This window comes from Brevibacillus nitrificans (assembly GCF_003710965.1).
In the GTDB taxonomy this organism is placed as follows: Bacteria; Bacillota; Bacilli; order Brevibacillales; family Brevibacillaceae; genus Brevibacillus; species Brevibacillus centrosporus.
Map to the genome: position 1 here is coordinate 115,603 of NZ_RHHU01000011.1, position 14,023 is coordinate 129,625.

The window sequence follows — 14,023 nt, forward strand, 5'->3', positions numbered from 1 at the left end:
CTCACAGAAACCTTACCGTGAGCTTTTTGGTAGCCATTTGTTGCGCCTTTAAAAACGTTTTTGTCGCGCGCTTGATCAACAAGTCATTTCCAGACAAAAAAATAGGCGGCAGATCGCCACCTAAAAATCAGGTATATGGTAAACCCGGGGAGGGAAGTAGAGGAGTACAAACGAACAAGTTGGCTTCTTGTCGTCAATGCTCGATTACTCGATAACAGTTACTGTACAGCTACAATCATGCTGCGTTATTGCTTCGGTGCGTCAGTCGTGCTGGACTGGTCAGAAGAACCGCTGTTCTCTGTACCAGCTGCTCCGGATGCATCTGTGGAGCCTGCGTCAGTCTTGGTGTCTGTGCTGCTGTCACTCGATGTAGTGGAATCGGATGACGTGCTGGAGCTGTCAGACGAACCAGCGGTACCGGCTTCAGAGCCGCTTGTTGCTGCATCAGGTGTAGATTGATCTTGGGAAACCGAGCTATCGGTCGATTCACTAGTCGTGTTGGTGGAGCTCTCCGGTGTAGTTGCGGCGCCCCCCTCTTGTTGTGTCGCAGGTTCTGGAGTGCCCGTATTGCTGGAGCAGGCAACCAAGCTACCTGACAGGAGCAATGCGACAGCTGCGATGGAAACCCATCTCTTATTCATGTTCATTCCCCTTTCATTTCCTTGGTGTCGTGACTCTCTCTCGGCCACAACTACATACTACAGGCGAAAGATAACCATTCTGTGAGGAAAGTGGGAAAAAAGCATGATCAAAAGATGAAAAAAGTATGACCATCCTGTCAAAGGCGCAACGGCAAGCAATCTTACGTCGTTTGGCGATAGCTCGCGACAGTCGGCAGCCAGACGGTAAACGTACTTCCCTCGCCCAGCTCGCTCTCGACCTTCCATTTGCCGTCGTGCAGCTCTACCAGTTCCTTGACGATTGCGAGGCCCAAGCCGGTTCCCTTGTTGTTTTTGGAGCGCCCTCGATCGACTTTAAAGAAGCGTTCCCAGATTCGATGCACGTCGTCCTGGGAGATCCCGATCCCCGTATCTGCCACCTGGATCCGGACATAGGCTTCCTCTGCTTGTGCACGTATGCGAATCTCTCCTTGCTCCGTGAACTTCACCGCGTTTTTTACGAAGTTTTTCAGAATTTGGGCGACCCGATCCCGATCCGCGTAGATTTTCGGAAGCTCATCAGGAAGCTCCACATGAAGCGCAATCCCCTTCTCTTCCGTCTCTGCCCGAAATGCAAACGCCACCTTGCTGATGACCTCTCCCACATCGACGGGGAACTTCGCCAAATTGATTTCATTATTCTCCAGCTTCATCAGATCCATCAGGTCATCGACAAGCCGGTTGACCTGCATCGTTTCCGAATACATCACGGCGTAATATTTCTGCCGTGCCTCTTCCTCCTCGACCAAACCGTCCTGGAGCGCCTCCAGAAAGCCCTGTATGGCCGTGAGAGGCGTTCGCAGCTCATGGGACACGTTTGCGAGAAAATCGTTGCGCACCTGCTCCAGATGGTGCCGCTCTTGTTCGACCTTCTCCAGCTTTTCTGCCATCGTATTGATCGTCCGCGCCACATCGCCGATCTCGTCGGAGGTATCGACATGGACCCGCTCTGCATAATTCCCTCGCCCAATCTCTGCCGCAGTCCGCTCAATCGTCCGCAGCGGGCGGGAAATCGACCAGGACAGGTAGGAAACCATCGCTGTGGAGAGCAGGACACCAAACAGCGTTGCCCACAGGATCGTCTCTCTCATCTGCCCGAAGGTTTTCTCAATTCCCTCGATAGGAGCATGCAGGATGATCCCGCCGTACACTTCCTCTCCCTCGCCCCACGGCACGGCTACAGAAAGCATCGGGTCTTCCAGTCCTTCGATTTGCAGCTCTGTGACCGCACTCTTCCCTTTGAGCACTTTGTCAGCAATCGATACAGCGATCGACTTGCCCGTAAATACTTCATCTTTCATCGAGGTCGCCACGATTTTCCCATCCTGGTCAAATAGCCAAATCCGGGTATCGAAGGCTTGATCCAGTGAGACCAGCTGATCGACCAGCCGTTTGTTTACTTTATCGTAGTCCTGAATCGCCACGTTAACCTTTTTGGCCATCCGCAGCATCTCTTCTTCCTTGGAATCGTAGATGTACTCGCGCGCAAAAAGCGAAATGAGCAGGCCGGAAATCCCTAGCCCGACAAGAACGGTAGCCAGAAAGCTGAACAGCAGACGGCGAAAAATGCTCTTCGATGTCCCTAGCATCAGGCTTCCACCCCGAACTTGTAGCCGATCCCCCAGACAGTATGAATGCATTCATACGGAAGCTTATCCAGGCGCTGCCGGATCTTTTTGATGTGGACATCGATCGTACGCACGTCTCCGAAATAGTCAAAGCCCCATACCAGCTCAAGCAGCTGCTCACGTGAGAACACGCTGCCTGGAGACTTCGCCATCTGGACAAGCAGATCGAACTCCTTGGGTCGGAAGCTGACTTTCTCTCCTGCGGCAACGACCTCCCGCTTATCCAGATCGATTGTCAGCTGATCAAACGTCAGCGGGTTCGCGACATCCTCTACCGCTTTTGCTTTGGGCTGCATTCGCCGCAAAATAGCTCGAATCCGCGCCACCAACTCGCGCGGACTAAAAGGTTTCGTTACATAATCATCCGCGCCGAGCTCCAGCCCGAGTACGCGATCAAATTCTTCGTCTTTTGCTGTCAGCATGATAATCGGTGTATCCCACTTCTTGCGGATCTCCCTGCATGCCTCAAATCCATCCATCTGCGGCATCATCACGTCCAGAATGACCATATCCGGCGCTTCTTTTTCCATCAGCTCAATGGCTTGCTTTCCGTCTCCCGCGACGACGAGATCGATTTGCTGCTTCGAAAAGTACAAGCTTATAATTTCTCGTACATTCGGATCGTCGTCCGCTACCAAAACTTTTGTTTGTGCCAATGCCAACAACCTCCCTTCAGGCAGGCTTTTACCTATGGTATCACAGATGCAAGAGATTGTGGACAGATGGAAGACCTAGCCAGCTGGAACTAGAAGGAAGCTCTTCCGTTAATCGACTTCTTTGCGATCCGTCTCAGCTGCATGCCAGAAAATGAATGGGATAGAAAAAAGCCGGGCGCAAGGTCCCGACTTCTGCTTGTTTTCCTCGCTAGAGGTTTGCTTTTACGTATTGCTCGGTTTCTCCTGATATGCCTTCTGTTCTCCTTTGCGCTTCGGACGCAGGCTTCCCCACAAATAGCCCAGCAGTGCACCGGCAATCGCAGGAAGCAGCCAACCGATACCTTCCTTATACAACGGCAAATTCCCGTATACATCGGTGATATTTTCAACCGGCAAGCCGATGAGAGCAGCACCATCGATCAGGCTGATGGCCGCAGTTACCACGATCGCACCAATATAGACAGAAGAGTAGCCTCGAAACAGCTTGTGGGCAAAAGACAGGAGCATCAGCACGATGCCGATTGGATAGATCGCCATCAGTACCGGAACGGAAAATGCGATCAGCTGCGTCAAGCCGACGTTGGCTACTGCCGCGCTGAACACGCTGATAATCGCTGCCATAGTCTTGTAAGAAACCCCGGGAATCTTCTCCGAGAAGAAGCTGCCGCATGCCGATACCAGACCAACCGATGTCGTCAAGCAAGCCAGCATGACTGCCAAGCCCAACAGCATGGAGCCAAGCGGTCCAAACAGATGCTGCACGACGCCAGTCAGAATCTGTCCGCCATTTTCGGAATGCCCCAAGGCAAAGCTGGTAGCCCCCATATAGCTCAGGGCGAGATAAACCAAGCCGAGGCCGATCGCTGCGATAATGGCAGCCTTAATCGTAGATTTTGTGATTTTCTTCGGATCTGTGACCCCTACAGCCTGTACGGATGTGGTCACCACGATTCCGAAAACCATCGCTGCCAGAGCATCCAGCGTCAAATAGCCTTCCAAAAAGCCCTTGATGAACGGTGATTCCTGATACGCACCTGTCGGCTGCCCCATTTCCCCGATCGGATTCAGCAGGGTCCCGACGTACATGACGCCAATAATGATCAGCAAGGCTGGCGTCAAGATTTTCCCGATCCGGTCAACCAGCTTGGACGGATTCAGGCAGAGCCAATAGGTCAAGGCAAAATAGATAATCGTGGTAATGAACAGCGGTACCCAGCTTCCTTTTGCCGAATCAGGTAAAAACGGCAGGATGGCCATTTCAAACGTTACAGTCCCTGTACGCGGAATCGCCATAAACGGACCAATGGCCAAATAAACAATAAACGTAAAGACGACTGCAAAGAGAGGATGCACTCTTCCTGCCAGCGTCTGCAGATTTCCTCCACCGTATGCTACTGCGATGACTCCCAGCAATGGCAAGCCTACACCCGTCGTGATAAAGCCCAGCATCGCTGTCCATACATCCGTACCTGCCGCTTGTCCCAAGGCAGGTGGAAAAATCATATTGCCCGCTCCGAAGAACAGGGCAAACAGCATGAGTCCCACAGTGATGGTCTCTCTCGTTGATAATTCTCTCATGTTGTTCCCCTTTAATATTTTATTATTTTTAAATTTTATTTATTATAGCTTAAATTTTCGCGCAACTACAACCTTCTTTTTATTCGAAGTTATTGGAAACATTCCCGTTCTAGGATTAGTATTTGTACTTGTCCAGCTTTCCATTCCAGCTGCCAGACCTTGAGGGGGAGAAGGCATAATGCTAGTCTGCCCGTTACTCCCAGGTCTCCTTTCTTCTGACAGCTCCGACCGCTTCCCATATGTATAACGAATAGACGCTGCGCCAAGGCCGCCAGTCTTCCCCAATCCGGCGAATTTCCTTTTCATCCGGTTTTTCTGCCAGCTCATAGACCATCTGCAGTCCGTTTCGCAGACCGATATCTGCTGCCGGGAGCAGGTCAGGACGTCCCATGCCAAACATCATCAGGCACTCGACTGTCCATCGCCCAATCCCTCTTAGCGCGGTCAGATGCTCGATGATCTCATCGTCCTCCATCTGCCAGAGCCGATCCAAATCGACCGTTCCGTTGACAATGGCACGAGCGTAATCGATGATGTATTCCGCTTTTCGCTGACTGAATTGCAGGGGACGCAAATCCGCCGGCTCCAGTCTGGCGACAGCCTCCTCTGTCGGAAACGCCATAAACTTATGCCCTGTTTCATCCACCATCACATCTCCAGCCAGCTCCATTAACCGCTGCGTCAGAGAGGCGGCAAACGCCAGATTAATCTGCTGCCCGATGATCGTCTTTACCATCGACTGAAACAAGTCAGAGTCGAGCATCAGGCGCAGTCCACGAAATCGTTCGGTCAAAATCACCATAGGCTGCTGCTGGCGCATATGCTCATAAATGGGATTCAGGTCGAGGTCGGCACTAAACACATGCCGGATCGTTTTTTCCAAGAGCTGCTGCTCCGACACAGACAGAGTCGCCTCGGTATGCAAACGAATGAAGGGCTGCTCCATCGTGCCTGCAAATTGAAGACTTACTAATATCGGACGTGTCCCTACCCGAAATACCCGACGCAAAGTGCTTTCCTGCACATCGACTAACAGCTGCGGGTCCGGATGCGTCTCCAACCGGCGCAACAGACGCTCAAACGAATACGGGGGAGTAAGCGAGATGACAGACGAATACACGAGCATCTCTCCATTCTTTATATGATGGTTCGCCATTACCATATCCTACTAAGATAACACAAAACACCTCCGGACTCATCCGAAGGTGTTCAATCTTCATTTCACGATCTTGCTGTTTTACTTGGTAAACATCCCTTTGAGGACGAACTTCACGTTTGCCGGGCTTTCCGCCAGACGACGCATGAAGTAGCCGTACCAGTCGTTGCCGTATGGTACATAGACACGCATTTTGTAGCCTTCGCGAGCCAGATCGATCTGCGACTGACTGCGGATCCCGTAGAGCATCTGGAATTCAAACTGTGTGCGCGGGATGTTTTGCTCCTTCACCAGCTTTTTCACATACTCGATGATCGCATCGTCATGGGAAGCAACCGCTGCATAGCCGCCGTTTAGCAAATGCTGCTTGATGATTTTTTTGTAGTTTTCATCTACATCTGCCTTGTTCGGGTAAGCGACTTCAGGGGATTCCTTGTACGCGCCTTTTACCAGACGGAAGTTGACTTTTTTGTCTTTCAGACTGTCGATGTCGTCGGATGCCTTGTACAGGTATGCCTGGATTACGGTCCCTACGTTATCATAGTCCTCCAGCAGCTCGTTCAAAATTTCCATCGTTACGTGATTGTGCGCGTAGTCTTCCATGTCGATGCGAACGAAGATGTTTCCGTTCGCCTTCGCAGCATCCAGAATGCGGCGCATATTCTGCATGCACAGCTCGCGGCTGATGTCGAGACCGAGCGAGGTCATTTTCAGCGACAGGTTGCAATCCACACCGGATTCATGAATCGCCTCAAGCGTCTTGATGCAGTAATCGGCCGATTCGTTTGCTTCCTCTACGCTAAAAACGAATTCACCCAGGTGGTCCAACGTGCAGACGAGTCCCTTTTGGTTCAGGTCGCGAACAGCGCGGATTGCCTCAGCGATGGTCTCCCCGGATACAAAACGGTTCGCCCCAAAGCGCAGGCCCCATTTTTTTGCGGCATTGTTCAGTGCTTGGTTTTTGGATAAGAATAGAAAAAAGTCCTTCATAGCTTGTTCCATCGTTGACTGTCTCCTCCTCAACGTACTCTGCGTCTTTATTCCTGCATGAATCATGCCAAAGCATTCTTCGGCTCTAGGTCTCATGATTGATGCCGGGAGTCAGAGCAAGGAACGTACATTTTATACACTTCTGTACATATCGTGTTTATTCTTGTACACTTTTGAATAGATGTTCCTCTGTGCACGGCATAAAAAAACTCACTATTAGTGTGGTTAGGAAGTGATGATTTGAAACCCTTATTTTCACTGGATAGTGTTGTCCTCTCCCTCACTGTACCCGTCAGCCCTGATGAGATCAGCATACGCGCTGGCGAAAGTGAAGGTGTTTGGCAGCACGATGGGCATACCACCAAGATGCTTGTGGTCGCAGAAACAGCCACGCTGACAGAGGTCACCAAGCTGCTCCGCCATCACTTGACGGAAACGTCCATACCAGGTGTTGTCACTGTCGATGAAGCGGGGAAGCCAACCGGCATGATTGCCCCGGACCAGTTATTTTCAACCTATCTCACCCTGATCCAAAACCAGTCCGTGCTGCTGCGCACCCTAATGGATACGATGAGTGAGGCGACGACGATCGTGGATTCCCGCAACGTTGTGCAGCACTGGAACCGGGCAGCGGAAACGATCTATGAAATTGACCGGGCTCAGGTGATCGGCACCTCCCTGGATCAGCACTTCGCTAGCGAATCCATCCGCCTGCTGGACGCCTTGAAGCAAGGAACGTCCGTACAGCGTGTCTACCACATCCCACGTCCGGACAGCCACGTCTTGATCAACGCCGCTCCGATTCGGCTGGAGGGCGATATCATTGGGGCCATTTCCATCGAGCAGGACATCACGGAGCTCGTGCGACTGAACGAGCAGCTTTCCCATACCACCGCCCATCTGCATACCCTGCAGCAGGAAATGAGCCGCTTTCAGGCGGGAGACGACCCGTTTTATGCCATCAAAGGCCATTCCGCTTCTATCCATTCCGCCATCCTCTCCGCCCGGAAAGTAGCGCAGACAGATGCAACTGTCCTCATCTACGGGGAGAGCGGTGTGGGCAAAGAGCTGTTTGCCAAAGCCATCCACCAAGCCAGCCGGCGTCGGGAAAAGCCGTTTATCGCCATCAACTGCGGTGCGATTCCCGCCGCTCTGTTCGAAAGTGAGCTGTTTGGCTATCAAGGTGGAGCGTTCACTGGAGCTGAAAAAAAAGGGAAGCCCGGAAAGCTGGAGCTAGCTCATGGGGGGACGTTGTTCCTCGACGAAATCGGCGAGCTGCCTTTGGAGCTGCAGGTCAAGCTGCTTCGCGCCCTGCAGGAGCGTCAGTTCTATCGCGTCGGTGGAACAGAGCCCATCACGGTCAATACCCGGATCGTTGCGGCTACCAACCGCCAGCTGGAACAAATGATCGCAGACGGACGCTTCCGTGAAGACTTGTACTATCGGCTCAACGTATTTTCGCTGGAAATCCCGCCTTTGCGCGAACGCCCCGAAGACTTGCCTGAGCTGGTGCAGATATTCATTCAGGAATATTCCGTCGTCCATGAACAGACTGTCCCGCGAATCGCCCCTGAGGTCATGCAGGCCCTGTCTGACTACAGCTGGCCCGGAAACATCCGTCAGCTGCGCAATGTCATCGAGCGCCTGTCCATTTTGCAGGAAAACGGGGTCATTCAGCCGGAGCATCTGCCCTCTACGATTCGCTCTCAGCACACCGTCGAAGCGGTTCCTGCCTATGCGCCGCCCGTCCAGCCTCGTCCGATGCCGCAGCCGTTGTACGCTCCTGCACCAGGTTTGGCAGGCACGGAAAAAGAGCGGATCACAGCTGCACTGGAGCGTACGTACGGCAACAAAAAAGCGGCTGCCGAGCTTCTTGGCATTTCGCGCGGGACGCTGTACAACAAGATGAAAAAATACGGCTTGCGTGAGGAGTCGTTTCGATGGGAATAATTTCATGGTCTGACGAGCTGTTTCAAGTCCATTATGCCGATGAGACGATTACGCTCCTGCCCAAGGAGTATGCCTTGTTTCACTACCTGTTCACGTGGAAAAACCGGACGTTCAGCCGAGAAGAGCTGCTCGATCGCGTCTGGCCGTTGGAGGACCCGACCGATCGGACTGTCGATGATCACATTTACCGGTTGCGCCGAAAGCTACAAAAGTGGTCTCCTTTATTTACCATCGATACGGTGCGGGGAGTTGGATATCGCTTGACGTGGAAGCAGCATCAGCCTCCCCAGCCCTCGGTGCTCAACCATGAGTTTGCAGATACGATCCGCAGCTTGATGGAGACCTACCACGGCATGGGAATGGGTGCAGCCATGCAGACACTGCAAGCCAATCAGGAAGTGCTCGGTTTTTCCTTGGACCCTTTTTACGAGATGTACCTGCATTTTATTCGCGGTGATTTTCCGTGGTTTGTGGAAAATACGTCTTTTTCCTTACCGGAGCGGCTTTTTTATCTTTTTCATATTTACTACATGGCAGAGACAGAGATGGAAAAAACCGTGCACTTGTTAAAACGGGTAGAAGCGTATGCTGGACAGATGCCCCCCACATTTCGCGATGAGGTGCAAATTACAGCCGTCGCAGTCTTTGCGCTGGCAGGACTGCGGAAAGAAGCGGAAGAACAGCTTGTAGTGGCAAGGCAGGTGGTTGCCAGCATGGAATCCAAAAGCTTCACCCTGTTTCTGCACGCCCAGCAAGTGCTGCTCGCTCTTGTGTCCAATCGGCCGGAAGAAGCGGAGGAGCTGATTTTGCACGCTGCGGCGAACCTGCAGCTGGTGCCTATGCAGCGGGAGCTAGGCAGCTTCATCGTTTATCGGGGAATCTGTCTTTACATGCGGGGGGACCGCGCAAAAGCTCGCCAGCAAATTGACGAAGGCGTAGAGATTATCCGTGCCACCAAATTTATTCCCCATCTCATCTATGCGGTGAAGACCGTTCACTTTTTCCTTCTCACTCATCCCTATGATGAAGAATGGCTGCGAAAATACTCGAAGCTGTGGGAAGAGCTGAACCGTGAATATGCCCTGGAACGTTTGAAGAAATCGATCCTCTCCGCCCTTTCTTAAGCCCTTTGATATTCCTCTGACAATTCTCCCGTATCCTCAAAAGGAATAGTTGGTTGGAGGGATCAGATTGCTTAGAGAAAACAAAACCTTTCGCATCTTGTTTTTTGCCTATGGGCTGTCTACATTAGGGGACTGGTTTGATTTTATTGCCGTATCCATCTTGCTGGGGTTTGTCTGGAAGGCAGACCCGATGACCATGGCGCTCTTGCCTATCGCCTATGCGGTGCCGGGCATTCTTTTGGGGCAGTTTGCCGGGGTGCTTGCTGATCGGGTAAACAAGGTCAAGATGATCATCGTCATGAACCTCATTCAGGCAGGCACTACCCTGCTTTTGCTCGCCATGCCCAATCCTTTGTGGTTTTTAGTGGTAATCGCCCTGCGGTCCTGCGCTTCTGTCTTTAACGATCCTGCCCAGCAAACGTTGACTCGGCAGGTCGTTTGCGAGCATCAGCTCCTGCAGGCCTCCTCCTTAAACGGTGCCGTCTTCCAAATGGGCAAACTGATCGGGCCGCTGCTCGGTGGAATGGTCGCTGCCTTCTTTGCTCCTGCGATCTGTCTGATGGTCAACGCCTGCAGCTTCTTGCTCTCTACGGTGCTCCTGCTACCCATACGGCATGTAGATAAGAAGCCCGCTGCTGCCAAGACGGAGACTCGTGAAAAAGCGCTTCCGTTTCACCTGGCCTGGAAGGAAGGCTGGGGAATCTTTTTTCAAAACCGCGTCCTGCTGTTTAGCACGATCTTTTCGCTTTTTGCCATGATGACCATCCAGCTTGCCGATGCACAGCTGCCCGTGATCTTTCGGGATAAGGTACCTCTTCACCCCGAAATGGTCGGGTACTCGGTGAGTGTGATTGGTCTGGGTGCTTTGCTTACCGTAACCTGGCTCCATCGCCAAAAGGAGCTGCGATCTTACGGCTGGGTCTTGGGCGGCGGTGTCTTTCTGATCGGCATCGGCTTTACCTGGATCGCCCTGTATCAGCCGGAAACCAGTCGCTTCTGGCTGCTCGCCGCTTCGCTGTTTGCTGGTGTCGGGACAGGGCTGACCACTGTCGGTTCGAACTACCTGGTACAAAAAGAAACACCCAAGGAGGCCTTGGGCAGAGTCCGCGGCATTATCGACTCCCTCACAAGCATGACGTTCATCGTCGCTCCGCTCTTGGGAGGCTGGCTTATGACCGTATGGGGGTCCAGCCTGGCGTTTCTATGGGTCGGCTCGGGGATTGTGTCGATTGGTTTATTCGCACTTCTGCTCCAGCGTTTTATCTGGGGCAATCAGAAGGCGAACGCTACGGTTGTTTCGGAGCAAGCTGGATAATGCGATCGTCCTCATCAAGTGGCGTACCGCGACCGTCACGGTTATTCGTCAAAAGATAGAGAGTGCCGTCTTTGGCTTCAAACACATCGCGCAGCCGTCCATACTTTCCTTGCCAGAGCACGGCTGTTTCCTTTACTTGATCCGGTTGTTCGGCGTCCAGCGTGATCTTTTGCAGCTGCATTCCCCGCAGATGGGCGACAAGCAGCTGATTCGCCCAGGGACCTTTCGTAATAAAGCTCATGCCCGATGGCGCCCATGTGGTTTCCGCGCTGTGCAGGATCGGCGCGGTCATGCCTTCTTTTTGCTGGTCACCCTGAATGACTGGCCAGCCGTAGTTGGCTCCACTCTGGATTCGGTTGATTTCATCGTGCGCCGATTGCCCATGCTCGGTGCTGTACAAGAAGCCGTTTGCCGGATTCCAGGCGAGTCCTTGTGGATTACGGTGCCCCCAGCTGTATACGGGAGAGCCAGGAAACGGGTTATCGGCTGGAATTGTGCCGTCCAGTCGGATTCGCAGAATTTTTCCGGCGAGGCTACTGCGGTCTTGAGCGAGCTGTGGTACCCGTGCATCTCCTGTCGTGATGTACAGCAGGTGATCGGGGCCTATTTTCACACGCCCTCCGTTATGAATGCCGCTTCCCGGAATTTTATCCAGCAGCACTTTGTCGATCCCAGCCCGGTTGTTTTCTTCACGCAAACGCAAAACCCGATTGTATACCTGATCTCCCTCCACGTATGTATGGTAGACGTACAGGTAGTGATTCACGGTAAACTGCGGATCGAGTGCGAGACCCAAAAGCCCGCCTTCTCCTTCGCTAATAAACGGAGCCGGGAACGAAATCAGTGGCTCGGAGCGCAGCTTCCCCTCCTGAATCACCCGCACTCTCCCTGGCCTTTCAGTGAAAAATATTCGACCGTCTGCAGCCACATCCATGGCCCAAGGCACATCCAGATGATCGGCAACGACTTTGGTGTCATAGGGAAATGCCTGCTCTGGCTCCAACACGACAGGTCTTTCGGTGTCCATGGCCTCGCAAGCCGCGACCGGCACCAAGATGACGAGCATAGCTAAACTGGCGACCCATTTTTTCCACATCCTAAGCCTTCCTCCCTTCACGACCTTCCCAGTAGGATTCCGGCAGCATTTTCCGCCCAAAGAAATGCTCCATCTCCGGAAGAATCCACTGGTCCAGCTGCTCCTGACTTCCTGCTTCGACGAGCCGATTCACCAGAATATCGTGCCAGATATAGTCCTCCAGCAAAAAGATATGGACCGGATCGTCCGTGTAATAGGCATTGCCTTTTCGCTCAGCGGAATGTCCGTACATCAGCTCCTTGCCATCCACCGCCAGCACGAACCAGCGCTCCTCTGTCTTTTTGTTGATGTACTCGTTAATCCGGTGCTTGTACAAGCCTTCCAGCGGTTGCTCCACATCAAACAGAATGCCTTTGATCGCACAGCCCTTCTTTTCCTTTTCGAGAAGATCCGGCAGCAATTTTTCGTACATCGGCTCCCACATGGACAGCACCACTTGCTCCTTCGCCCGCCGGATCATGATACGGCAAAAGGACAGAACGTTTTCTTCCCCCCGTACCGTCGTGAGGGAAACTTCTGTTTTCGCCTCCCGCTTCTCCAAGGAACGCAGCTCTTCGCCGACCTGACTCCACGATTCCTCGAAGGTTCGCTTGGCTTGTTCGAGAAACACATCGACAGGCAGCGGCGAATAGCTCTTCGTTCCATCTGCAGCTTCTTCCAGCAAGACGAGACCTCGCTTCACGAGTGTCTCCAAAGTATCGTAGATTCGCGCACGCGGGATTCCCGATTCCTTGCTGATTTGATACGCATTGGAGGTACCCAGGCCAACCAGCGCCGTGTACGCCTTTGCTTCATATTGATTAAACCCGAACAGCTGCAGTTGTTCCCATAACGTACTCAACGTCATTTCTCCTTTTTTCCCCAAATACGACTAGCCTGCCCCTCCGTTAGGGCAAGTGATTCATGACCAGCATCAGAGTGAATGGACTCAAGAGTGTCGTCAGCAAAATGACCATCGCCAGAGCGGATGTATCCCGCTCCTGATCCTTTGCCAGCAGAAGCAGATTCAGCGAAGTTGGCATTCCGAACATGAGAATCATGACCCCTTGCTCTACCGGATCCACCGTCATCCAAAGCGCCAGCGGCCATGCGACCAGTACAGGCAACACAAGCTTTAGCACACTCACCTTCGCCGCATCCCACAGCTCGGAGCGCTCGTAGCGATTTTTGCGCATTTCCGCTCCTGTCAGCAGCAGGGTCAAAGGCAGTGTCGCGCTTGCAGCCAAATTCAGAAAAGCGTCCAGCGAGTCTGGCATGCGCAAGTCCATCCACCGCCAGATCAACCCAGCACCGACTGCATACAGGTACGGATTTTGAAAGATCCGCTTGATCCGCGCCTGCCACTGCTGCTCATCGCCTACCTGTGAAAAGCCGAAAATCGCCATGTACAGATTAAATGCCAAGGACACGGCTACTGCATAAGGAACAGCATGCTCTCCAACGGCATAGCGGATCACGGCCAGCCCAAAATACCCGACGTTTGCCAGTGTCGCGGCCAATACGTTCCATTTCAGCATCTCTTGCTTCCAGCCCAAAAAACGTCCAACGACATACAGAAGAAGGACGTACACGATCAGGGTCGTCACGAAAAAATGAAGGACGATCATGGCGAGCGACTGAACGGAAACTCCCGTATGCACAAAAGACTGAAAGATCAGAATGGGAATGAGGTAATAAAGACAAAGCTTCGCCAACGAGCGATTTTGTTCCTCTTTGCGTTGTGCAAAATAGCCCAAAGCCATAAATCCAAAAACAACGACCATCGCCTGCAGCATACGAGCCCTCCTTTAGTAACTACTGTAATAGTAACTACACTTCCAAGAGAATTCAACGGGCAAACTGCGGTTTTGAGCAACAAAAAAATTGGCCCT

12 protein-coding genes are annotated in these 14,023 nt (G+C 52.6%); 3 read left to right on the plus strand and 9 right to left on the minus strand.

Features of this window, described 5'->3' with window-relative positions; genetic code table 11:
- Window positions 1-245: 245 nt before the first annotated feature.
- From EDM59_RS18555 to EDM59_RS18580, 6 genes are all read right to left on the minus strand, one after another.
- The gene (locus EDM59_RS18555) at window positions 246-641 is read right to left on the minus strand and encodes a hypothetical protein (protein WP_122924984.1); all 396 of its coding nucleotides are present in this window, start codon (window positions 639-641) and stop codon (window positions 246-248) included.
- Window positions 642-802: 161 nt separating this feature from the next.
- Window positions 803-2,248, minus strand: a complete 1,446-nt coding sequence (locus EDM59_RS18560) for a sensor histidine kinase (RefSeq protein ID WP_122924985.1) — start codon at window positions 2,246-2,248, stop codon at window positions 803-805.
- Window positions 2,248-2,943 (minus strand): response regulator transcription factor, encoded by a 696-nt coding sequence (locus EDM59_RS18565; RefSeq protein ID WP_122924986.1) that lies wholly within the window; start codon window positions 2,941-2,943, stop codon window positions 2,248-2,250. The genes EDM59_RS18560 and EDM59_RS18565 overlap by 1 nt, the downstream gene beginning before the upstream one ends.
- A gap of 222 nt (window positions 2,944-3,165) precedes the next feature.
- Complete coding sequence (gene brnQ / locus EDM59_RS18570; RefSeq protein WP_122924987.1) at window positions 3,166-4,521, minus strand: branched-chain amino acid transport system II carrier protein; 1,356 nt, start codon at window positions 4,519-4,521, stop codon at window positions 3,166-3,168.
- A 193-nt stretch (window positions 4,522-4,714) separates the two neighbouring features.
- Entirely contained in the window at window positions 4,715-5,677 is a 963-nt protein-coding gene (locus EDM59_RS18575; protein WP_411503360.1) for a DNA-3-methyladenine glycosylase family protein, read from the minus strand.
- Window positions 5,678-5,758: 81 nt separating this feature from the next.
- Complete coding sequence (locus EDM59_RS18580) at window positions 5,759-6,679, minus strand: proline dehydrogenase family protein (RefSeq protein ID WP_122924988.1); 921 nt, start codon at window positions 6,677-6,679, stop codon at window positions 5,759-5,761.
- A 228-nt stretch (window positions 6,680-6,907) separates the two neighbouring features.
- On the opposite strand from EDM59_RS18580, the gene EDM59_RS18585 reads away from it, so the two are divergent.
- The 3 genes from EDM59_RS18585 to EDM59_RS18595 all read left to right on the plus strand — a co-directional run bounded on the left by EDM59_RS18585 (window position 6,908) and on the right by EDM59_RS18595 (window position 11,056).
- Window positions 6,908-8,617, plus strand: a complete 1,710-nt coding sequence (locus tag EDM59_RS18585) for a sigma-54 interaction domain-containing protein (protein WP_122924989.1) — start codon at window positions 6,908-6,910, stop codon at window positions 8,615-8,617.
- Entirely contained in the window at window positions 8,608-9,741 is a 1,134-nt protein-coding gene (locus tag EDM59_RS18590) for a winged helix-turn-helix domain-containing protein (RefSeq protein WP_122924990.1), read from the plus strand. The genes EDM59_RS18585 and EDM59_RS18590 overlap by 10 nt, the downstream gene beginning before the upstream one ends.
- A 67-nt stretch (window positions 9,742-9,808) precedes the next feature.
- On the plus strand, window positions 9,809-11,056 hold the full coding sequence (locus tag EDM59_RS18595; protein WP_122924991.1) for an MFS transporter: 1,248 nt from the start codon (window positions 9,809-9,811) through the stop codon (window positions 11,054-11,056).
- Here the strand turns inward: EDM59_RS18595 and EDM59_RS18600 are convergent.
- Genes EDM59_RS18600 through EDM59_RS18610 form a run of 3 tightly spaced genes read right to left on the minus strand, consistent with a single transcriptional unit; the run spans window position 11,028 to window position 13,927 of the window.
- The gene (locus tag EDM59_RS18600) at window positions 11,028-12,152 is read right to left on the minus strand and encodes a PQQ-dependent sugar dehydrogenase (RefSeq protein ID WP_122924992.1); all 1,125 of its coding nucleotides are present in this window, start codon (window positions 12,150-12,152) and stop codon (window positions 11,028-11,030) included. The genes EDM59_RS18595 and EDM59_RS18600 overlap by 29 nt on opposite strands.
- A gap of 1 nt (window position 12,153) precedes the next feature.
- Window positions 12,154-12,993, minus strand: a complete 840-nt coding sequence (locus EDM59_RS18605) for a TrmB family transcriptional regulator (protein WP_122925210.1) — start codon at window positions 12,991-12,993, stop codon at window positions 12,154-12,156.
- A 46-nt stretch (window positions 12,994-13,039) separates the two neighbouring features.
- Window positions 13,040-13,927, minus strand: a complete 888-nt coding sequence (locus EDM59_RS18610) for an AEC family transporter (protein ID WP_122924993.1) — start codon at window positions 13,925-13,927, stop codon at window positions 13,040-13,042.
- Window positions 13,928-14,023: the final 96 nt, after the last annotated feature.